This window comes from Anaerorhabdus sp., from assembly GCF_036657415.1.
Taxonomy (GTDB): Bacteria; Bacillota_I; Bacilli_A; order Erysipelotrichales; family Erysipelotrichaceae; genus Anaerorhabdus.
The window spans coordinates 1-8743 of the sequence record NZ_JAVXGL010000081.1 but is presented as its reverse complement, the minus strand read 5'-3'; the positions used below and the strand labels follow the sequence as shown (position 1 = coordinate 8743).

The following is an 8743-nucleotide window of genomic DNA, read 5'->3' as shown; positions in this document are numbered from 1 at the left end:
CCAAAACATACTATAATAGTGCCTTGTCTAAAACTGCCTTTACTTGATCAAAAGTCACTGAGCCTTCACTAACTTTTTCATCATTCACATAAAATGTAGGTACATAATAATAATCATATGTATCCGCAATTTCAGGATGCAATTTTTCATCAATCATTTCAATTTCGATATCCTTATATTTTTCTTCTTTTAACAATTCATCTAAAAATCCTCTTGCTTTTTTGCAATGTGGACAAGCTTCGAACATAAACATTTTGATTTTTTTCATTTTAATCACCTCTAAGTGTAGTTTAACAAAAATTGATTCTAATTGAAATTGTGATGCTCTATATTTATATTTTACCAAGAAAGTTTGTAATCGTCATATAAAATCGTAATTCAAAAGAAAAAACTACGATTAACGTAGTTTTTCAATAATTTCAATATAGATTTTCTTAAGTTCATTGCGTTGTTTTTCATTCATATCGCCATCTTCATTAATGTTATATGAATCTACTAGACTTAAATGTTCACCAACAATTTCACCATCTTTAATGACAAATACTTGTGGTACATAGAATGTTGGTACTCCATCAACAACTTTCAAATGATCTTTGATAATATCCACTAATTTCGCATAAATTTCTTCACTGTATCCGTCTTTTGAATAGACATCAACATAGTAGATATCAACACCCATTTGACGAGCAGCATTGTTTAAAACTGGAACTGCTTGTTGGCAAAAGGCACATTGATCATGTCCATAGTAGATAAGACCTGAACCTTTTTCTTCAAATAAACGGATAGATTCTTCCATTGTAATTTTTTTGAACACATGTTTTGTATCAGTAAGTAGCGTATATCCGCTCATATCAGCCGTCTCAGCACCTAAATCAAGAATATTTAATGTAGATACATCAATTTTTTCAGTTGGCTTAGAGGACGTTTGAGCAGGTTCAGACGAGCATCCAAATAATAATAGAGATGCAAGTGCAATAATAAATATTTTTTTCATAATTACCTTCTTTCGGATACTCATTTTATCAAAAATAAATTTCATAAACAAGATAAACACATAATTTTACACAATTAAAAATCTTGAAGTTTTTCTACTTGTACTTGATCGTAAAGTGCATTTACTTTATCACGAATTTCTAAACTTTTTGAAAATACTGTTGCCTCACTACAAGAGTTCGCAAACTTGAAACATTCTAGTGGTTTTGGTGTACGAAGTGAACTCATTACAAATCCTGCAACCATTGCATCACTAGTTCCAACGGTATTAACATGAATTGTTTCTTTACCTAGATGCGAAGCTTTAAATACACCTTCTGGATTAGCTAAAATTGAGCCATCCGCTTCTAGTCGAACCATTACATTCTTAGCGCCTTGTCGCACACAATTTTTAGCAGCCTCAATAATTTCATCTACTCCAGTCAAATCACGATTCACAATTTGTGAAAGTTCTAAAAGACTCGGATTGATTAAGTACGGATTATATTTCAAACAACGTTGTATAATTGTCGGGTTTGTATCTAAAACAATACGAACTCCATTTTCTGAACACATGCGAATCATATCTTCAATTTGTTCAAGCAAGTATTCTGGACTATTCCCTGAAAAAACTAAAATATCATTTTCATCTAAACGATCAAGTCTATTTTTCAATTGTTCCATACTCTTGTCAATAATATATGGACCGGCAGCATTTAAATCAACATCTCCAGTACTCGTTTTCGCTTTTACATTAATACGTGTATGCCCTTCAATATATGTAAAACTCGGTTGAATATATTCATATCTTTGAAGCAAATTAATATAAAAGTCTTTTGTAAATCCTCCTAGAAATCCAACCGCACGAGAAGGTATCATAAGATTATTTAACACGATTGAAACATTGATTCCTTTTCCACCTGCTTCAAAATATTCAAGTTGACTACGGTTAGTATGTGATCCGTTTAAATCCTCTGCAAATTCCATATAATAATCTAGTGATGGATTGAGTGTACATGTATAAATCATAGACCCTCCTTGGTTGAAACTAATTCAACAATGTTCAATATACATTGAACAGCTTGTTCCATCTCTTGAATACAACAGTATTCATAACGTCCATGATAGTTTCCGCCACCTGTACCTAGATTTGGACATGGTAATCCTTTGAATGTAAGAGTAGCACCATCCGTTCCACCACGTATACTTTCCATTTCAACATTTAAACCAAGGGTTGTTAATGCCTTCTTCGCAATTTCTACAGGTCTTGGATTGTCTTTAAGAATTTCGTACATGTTACGATATTCATCATGAATTACAACATCAACTAAATCACGTTTATATAGTTTATTAATATATTCTTTTGCTAGAGTGAGTGATTCTTTTTGTAATTCTAATTTTTTTAAATCATGATTTCTTAAAATATAATGAAGATTAGCTTCTTCAACATTTCCACTCATATCATGTAAGTGATAGAAGCCTTCACGTCTCTCTGTATGTTCTGGGCGAGCATCTTTAGGCAACAATGCATGAAATTCTTGAGCGATATTCAATGCATTAATCATTTTATCTTTTGCAGATCCTGGATGAATACTAAATCCCTTAATATGAATATCTGCACTAGCTGCATTAAATGTTTCATCCGCAACAATGTGTACTTCACCGCCATCTAATGTGTAGGCAAAATCGCAACCAAATCCAGCTACGTCAAAACAATCCGCTCCTCGGCCAATTTCTTCATCGGGTGTAAATGCAACTTTGATTTTCCCATGCTTGATTTCAGGATGTTTCATTAACCAATCACAAGCTTCCAATATTTCTGCAATACCTGCTTTATCATCTGCACCTAAAAGTGTATTACCATCTGTAACAATTAAATCTTTACCGATATAATTTTTCATACTTGGAAAATCATTAACGCTAAGTATAATTTGTTCATTCAAGTGAATATCTTCACCATCATAATTTTCAATAATTCTTGGATTTACGTTTTCACCAGAAAAATCTGGTGCTGTATCCATATGGGCAATAAATCCTACTGTTTCACTTTCTTCATCTAGTGTACTAGGCAATGTTCCATATAAGTAACATTGTTCAGTAAGCTGAATATCAACTAACCCTATTTCTTCCATCTCTTTTTTCAACAGATTAGCCAAATCAAATTGTCTTTTTGAAGATGGAATCGTTTCACTATTGGGGTCTGATTGTGTATTCACCTTACAATACCTGATTAATCTTTCTTGAACACTCATTTGTTTTCTCCTTTATATTCTTTCAATATACAATCTTCTACAATCATATCTTTAAATTCAACATCAAATGATGAATCATTAGGACTAGCTGCAAACAACCCTACTTCAAATTTATCACCTCTAAACTTCATATGAAATAAGCGCATTTGTTTATAATGAATTCCATCAAATGAATTCTCTACCAAAATATTTTGATTTGAATGTGATACACGATACCACATACTATCTACTGCACTACCTATTGCATATGAAGAAAGATCACTAAATCCATGATAGGTTACTACTGTACTTAATAACGATGATTTTTCATCAACATATTCAACACATATTTTAAACCAGTTATCATCATTGGCATAGATTACTAGCCCCGCCTGGTCAAATTGTTTTTTATATTTATAATGTACATGACATGAGAAAGTAAAGTTTTGTTCAATCTTAAATGTTAATGAATGTGCATTATTATGTGTATATCCATAATATGTCTTAGACCATAAATCAGTAAATGGCATCGTTTCAAAAATAACGCGACTTCTACCTACCACGTAATTTGTTGGCTTATTTTTCCATTTCATTAACGAAATATCTAATTCTTTTCTCATATCATCTACTCCTTGTATTATTATAAACTAATTAATTTATGAATGCTTATAATTTACCTCAGTTTAAATAAAAGAATGCAATTGCATTCTAGTATAATTCAATTGATACAATCTTACCTAAATGTTTTAAATTTTCTGCCATTTCACGAATTAATTGTATTTTCGCATTCAATGATATTGTAGAATATGCAATCGCATTATGTGCTGGATTATCTGAGCGTCCTACCATAAAAGTAACTTGACTACATTCTTGTAAGAAACATTTCACTAAACAAAGTGCACCATCTTTGCCCTTTGTGAGGAGTAATTCTTCAAGATAATCTTGGCTTTCAACACAGCGACTTAAATATTTATTTACTTTTTGAAGAGTTAAGACACCCTCAGTCACCAAATCAATACCTTTGATATATGCCATTGGAGGAACATCTGATACTAATGAAACTAAACTTTCCATTTCTATTTCATTACCTGTTATGCGTGAAACAATATTACTTGTTGTTCCTCCGCAACAAATCTTTTTCCCTGTTGCTTCTAATAAACGTTGTACAACTTTCGCATCATCTTGTTCATCAAGTGGCGGACCAACCATTACTCTTGTTTCCTTAGCTTCGAGTATTTTAGCACATGCGACAGTTGAATCATCTCCTGGTCGACCACCATATAAGTCATTAACATTCGCTAATAGAATTCGAGTAATTTCTTTAGCACTATCATTGGGATTTGTATAATCTAAAAGAAATTGTTGAACTTGTGGATGATCCCATCCAAAATTTAAAGCTTGTTCAATTCCAGCATGAATAATTCCATCTGAAAACATAATAAGTGAATCATTCTTTTTAACTTGAAATGTACTTTCAGTTATTTTACGTTTACCAATCATACGTACTTCACGAGTTGTTTCAAGAATTTGTGCATCTCTTATGAATATTGTTGCTGGATTATCAAACTCTACTAAATGTGCCATTCCATCATAAAAGACTTGGAGAATTGTAAATGTTGAATAAGCAATTCCACGTTCCTTACATTCAGGAAGTGTTGCTGCTATTGTTTCAACAACATCTTGTAAAGAAGCTCCTGAAGAAACCATTTCTGCAATGATTGTGCTTGTAAGTGTTGATAGAATATTTGCTTTTACACCACTTCCAAGTCCATCTGCCAATACCATAACAAAAGACTCATCATTTCTTCTAATTTCAACTTTATCTCCACAAAGTTCTTCATTCTTTTTATTAAGCGACTTAAAGTAGCTTTCTACATGGACTTTATTATTCATCCTCTTCCATCGCCTTCTTTAATTTTGTAAGTGCAACTTTTGATTTTGCAGTAGTCTCACCGAGTAGACTTGCAATTTCCTGTACTGTGCGCATTTGATCATCTATTACTTGTTGAGTAATTTCAATTGTTTGTTGACGTATTTGCTTCATTACTTTTTCTTTTGTTTCCTCAACGGTTAAGTCCATTAAAATAATTACATAGTATTCTTCTGCTTCAAGTTTCATGATCGCATGTTCAAGAATACGATGATATTGTGGATATGCACAACGATAGTATTGAACCCTTCTCGTATTTTTTATAAGTTCTATTAATTCATTACTTGGTAATATACTTTGAATTGGCATACCTACAACATTTACAATATCTAAATCCAATAACATTTTTGCACTTGGATTGATTTCTACAATGTTGCATTCATTATCAAGCACGATAATTCCATTAGGTGTATTTTCAATAATTAAGTTAGAAACTGATTCTGCTCGCTCGAGCGCATTCAAAAGACAAATCTTCGGATCTGCTTTTCCTTCAATGACTGCAATAGCTTTATCACGACACGTTTCATAACCACATGCCCCACAATTATATTCTTTGTCTGCTGTTGTTTTTCCCATCATATATAAAACATCTTGTATTTCTGCATCACGATGAACAGGATGTTGAATATTTTGATTTTCCCATACAGTCATCAAATCATCTTTTGGTTGTTGCTCATGTATCTTTTTATTCTCATCTACACTACTTCGAATCACACTTTGTCCTAACCATTCATTGTGTTCACAATGAACTAACAACGGACCTCCCATACATGATTCATGACATGCACTCAATTCGAAAAAGTATCCTTCAAGCATACCTGAACGAATTGAATCTAGAACTTGTTTGATACGATCTACACCTTCTACATTTACCTTTTTATAACCACCTTCACGTGGAAGAGTCTTAATTATTCCTCCAGGTGTCGGATATAAACGGGCAATGCTTCCATCAAAATCATCCCATTCACTTATTTCTTCATTAGCTTGATCTTCTTTTACAAAATAGATTAAATCTTGCATACTGATTGTCGCATCGATAGCATCTTTAAATCGTAAATCATCTTTTTCTTTTTGCTTTGCAATGCATGGTGAAAGAAAGACTACCTTTGCATCTGGTATTCTACTTTTTATATCCTTACCATGCGCAACCATTGGTGAAACAATCGGTGCTAATTGTTCAACTAAATCACCATATTCTTTTTCAACCAACGAAACTACTGCTGGACAGCATGTAGAAATAATATTCTTCATCTTTCCTTCTCTAATTAAGTAAGCATAAGATTCAGATACAAGTTTTGCGCCGATTGCGGTTTCTTCAACTTTATAAAATCCTTTTTTAATTAAGTCATTTTCTAATTGTTTAAATTTTGGCCATATCGCAACAAAAGAAGGTGCAACACTAAGTACCACCTTTTCACCTTTTGCTAGCCAATCTTTTACTGATTGTAAATCACTATTAACTTTCTTTGCACTATGTGGACAAATAGTATAACATTTACCACACAAAATACATTCATCTTCAATTATTTTAGGTTGATGATCAAGGTATGTCATTGCTTTAGTTGGACATACGCGTACGCATCGTAAACAGTTTCGACAATTAGACTCAGCGAGTCTTATGTAATGATTCATGATAAAGCTTCACTTATCTCTTGTTTCAAAACTTCTTCGACGTTGTGTAAGCCTACCCCTAATAATTGACGACCGTTGATACGAATACCTAATCCATGTCCACCTTGACATGATTGCATGCAGAAAGAACCTTTAATTTCTACTTTTTCTTCCCATTGGTTTTCTTTTACCAAGGATTGTAAAATAGTTACTACTTGATTACTTCCTTTTACATAACAAGCACTTCCGATACATACTTCAATCTTAACCATATTCATTTCCTCCTATTTTTCACGGTGCATATGCACATCGCTAAAGTCGAATACTTTGAGAGATTCTTGTATATTTTTGCAGCTATGATCCATATTTTCTTTATTCATTCTTGCTTTTGTTACATTAGGTGGTTCTATCTTAGCTGGTCCAGCTATACAACCTCCTGTACAACACATACCTTCCAAAAGATTGCCATCAAACTTACCAACCTTCATTAGTAATAGTTGTTTCTTACATTCAAAACAACCATCGGCATAAACTGCTTTAAATTCTACTTGATTTTTTTCCTTAGCGGCTTCACCAACAGCCTTCGCAACGCCACCACCTTGGGCAAAATTACGTCCAAAGATTGATGGATAGTCACTTGGATCTGGTTCAAGCTCTTCACAAAAGATATGTTGAGAAACTAGCATCGCTGCTAATTCTTCAAAAGTCAGAACATAGTCAACTGCTGTAAATTCTTCCATTGCTTCTTGTTTCTTAGCCAAACACGGTCCAATAAAGACGATACCATGATCAGGATTTTCTAGTTTTAATTTACGGGCAAGTGCCATCATTGGCGAAACTGTTGTAGAAACATTCTTTTCATATTGTTCAGGGAAATGTAATTTAGCCATGTTTACAAAAGCTGGACAACATGATGTTGTCAAAGGAATTCCCTTTTCGATGTGTTCTTGTAGTTCTTCTTGTTCATAATATGCTACTGCATCTGCACCAATTGCGGCTTCATAAACTTCAGTAAAACCAAGTTCCTTAATACCCTTTTTAATTTGCGGTAATGTTGCGTTATCAAATTGTCCTTGAATTGCAGGAGCGATAATCGCAAAAGTTGGTGTTTTTAATCGCAATAATTGGATAACTGGAACAATCCAAGAAATATCTTCAATTGCACCAAAAGGACAAGCAGCTTGACAGCCACCACAGTTAATACATTTCTTTTCATCAATAATCGCAATACCATCATCATCCCAGCGGATTGCATCGACTGGACAATGTTGCGAACATGGACGTTCTGTTACTACGATTGCGTTGTATGGGCAATTTCTTGCACAAGCTCCACAATCTTTACATTTACTATAATCAATTTGTGCACGACTCGGTCCCATTGTGATAGCACCAAAATTACATGATCCCATGCAACTCTTAGCCATACATTTTCGACAGTTATCAGTAATTTGTATTTTACGGATTGTACATCCATCACACGCTGCTTCAATTACTTGTACAATTTGACGAGGATTGTAGTCTACTGCATCATTCGCCATTTTACCCATTGCTAAACGAGCTCTTTGGCGCAAGATTTCACGTTCTTTGTATACACAACACCTAAAATCAGCTTTAGTACCTGAAATTAGTTTTCTACTGTATTCTTGAACTTTTTCTTCAACAAGTTCATCTGCAAAAGCTTCTTCTGCTATTTCTCTTAAAATATCGAACTTAAATTGTCTTGCTTCATGTTTAAATAACGACATATATCCTCCCTGTTTTGCCAACAAATTCACAATAATAAAATACCATAATTTACCACCAAACACAATAAAGAGGAACCCACAATTCATGCAGATTCCCCGTTTTAAATCATTTTAAATCATTAATACTTTAAAACTATTGTAATATGTTTAAAAATCAACTAAATTAAATACTTTTTACAAAAATATAATTTAAAAAATAAATCATTCAAACATATGTTACTAAACTACTAATTGTCCTGGTTCCATTTACTTTA

At 33.1% G+C, this 8743-nt stretch carries 9 protein-coding genes; all 9 read right to left on the bottom strand.

The window, feature by feature from the left end; all coding sequences use genetic code 11:
- Window positions 1–10: 10 nt before the first annotated feature.
- On the bottom strand, window positions 11–268 hold the full coding sequence (locus RSB60_RS09660) for a glutaredoxin family protein (RefSeq protein ID WP_323380852.1): 258 nt from the start codon (window positions 266–268) through the stop codon (window positions 11–13).
- Between the two features lie 129 nt (window positions 269–397).
- Window positions 398–994 (bottom strand): TlpA family protein disulfide reductase, encoded by a 597-nt coding sequence (locus tag RSB60_RS09655; RefSeq protein WP_323380851.1) that lies wholly within the window; start codon window positions 992–994, stop codon window positions 398–400.
- Between the two features lie 74 nt (window positions 995–1068).
- Complete coding sequence (locus tag RSB60_RS09650) at window positions 1069–2001, bottom strand: 1-phosphofructokinase family hexose kinase (protein WP_323380850.1); 933 nt, start codon at window positions 1999–2001, stop codon at window positions 1069–1071.
- Complete coding sequence (pepT, locus tag RSB60_RS09645) at window positions 1998–3224, bottom strand: peptidase T (RefSeq protein ID WP_332616013.1); 1227 nt, start codon at window positions 3222–3224, stop codon at window positions 1998–2000. Before pepT ends, RSB60_RS09650 begins: the two co-directional genes overlap by 4 nt.
- The gene (locus tag RSB60_RS09640) at window positions 3221–3823 is read right to left on the bottom strand and encodes a DUF1349 domain-containing protein (RefSeq protein WP_323380848.1); all 603 of its coding nucleotides are present in this window, start codon (window positions 3821–3823) and stop codon (window positions 3221–3223) included. The genes pepT and RSB60_RS09640 overlap by 4 nt, the downstream gene beginning before the upstream one ends.
- 88 nt (window positions 3824–3911) lie before the next feature.
- Entirely contained in the window at window positions 3912–5096 is a 1185-nt protein-coding gene (locus tag RSB60_RS09635) for a SpoIIE family protein phosphatase (RefSeq protein ID WP_323380847.1), read from the bottom strand.
- Window positions 5089–6765, bottom strand: a complete 1677-nt coding sequence (locus tag RSB60_RS09630) for a [Fe-Fe] hydrogenase large subunit C-terminal domain-containing protein (protein WP_332616010.1) — start codon at window positions 6763–6765, stop codon at window positions 5089–5091. Before RSB60_RS09630 ends, RSB60_RS09635 begins: the two co-directional genes overlap by 8 nt.
- Window positions 6762–7016: a (2Fe-2S) ferredoxin domain-containing protein gene (locus tag RSB60_RS09625; RefSeq protein WP_323380845.1), complete on the bottom strand. Its 255-nt coding sequence runs from the start codon at window positions 7014–7016 to the stop codon at window positions 6762–6764. The genes RSB60_RS09630 and RSB60_RS09625 overlap by 4 nt, the downstream gene beginning before the upstream one ends.
- Before the next feature lie 12 nt (window positions 7017–7028).
- Window positions 7029–8489, bottom strand: coding sequence for a 4Fe-4S dicluster domain-containing protein (locus RSB60_RS09620; RefSeq protein WP_332616008.1), 1461 nt, complete (start codon window positions 8487–8489; stop codon window positions 7029–7031).
- Window positions 8490–8743: the final 254 nt, after the last annotated feature.

Bases quoted from the DNA above. Each gene is read 5' to 3' on its own strand.
- RSB60_RS09620 (WP_332616008.1), bottom strand. From the start codon at position 8,489: ATGTCGTTATTTAAACATGAAGCAAGACAATTTAAGTTCGATATTTTA.
- RSB60_RS09640 (WP_323380848.1), bottom strand. From the start codon at position 3,823: ATGAGAAAAGAATTAGATATTTCGTTAATGAAATGGAAAAATAAGCCA.
- RSB60_RS09660 (WP_323380852.1), bottom strand. From the start codon at position 268: ATGAAAAAAATCAAAATGTTTATGTTCGAAGCTTGTCCACATTGCAAA.
- RSB60_RS09655 (WP_323380851.1), bottom strand. From the start codon at position 994: ATGAAAAAAATATTTATTATTGCACTTGCATCTCTATTATTATTTGGA.
- RSB60_RS09630 (WP_332616010.1), bottom strand. From the start codon at position 6,765: ATGAATCATTACATAAGACTCGCTGAGTCTAATTGTCGAAACTGTTTA.
- pepT (WP_332616013.1), bottom strand. From the start codon at position 3,224: ATGAGTGTTCAAGAAAGATTAATCAGGTATTGTAAGGTGAATACACAA.
- RSB60_RS09625 (WP_323380845.1), bottom strand. From the start codon at position 7,016: ATGGTTAAGATTGAAGTATGTATCGGAAGTGCTTGTTATGTAAAAGGA.
- RSB60_RS09650 (WP_323380850.1), bottom strand. From the start codon at position 2,001: ATGATTTATACATGTACACTCAATCCATCACTAGATTATTATATGGAA.
- RSB60_RS09635 (WP_323380847.1), bottom strand. From the start codon at position 5,096: ATGAATAATAAAGTCCATGTAGAAAGCTACTTTAAGTCGCTTAATAAA.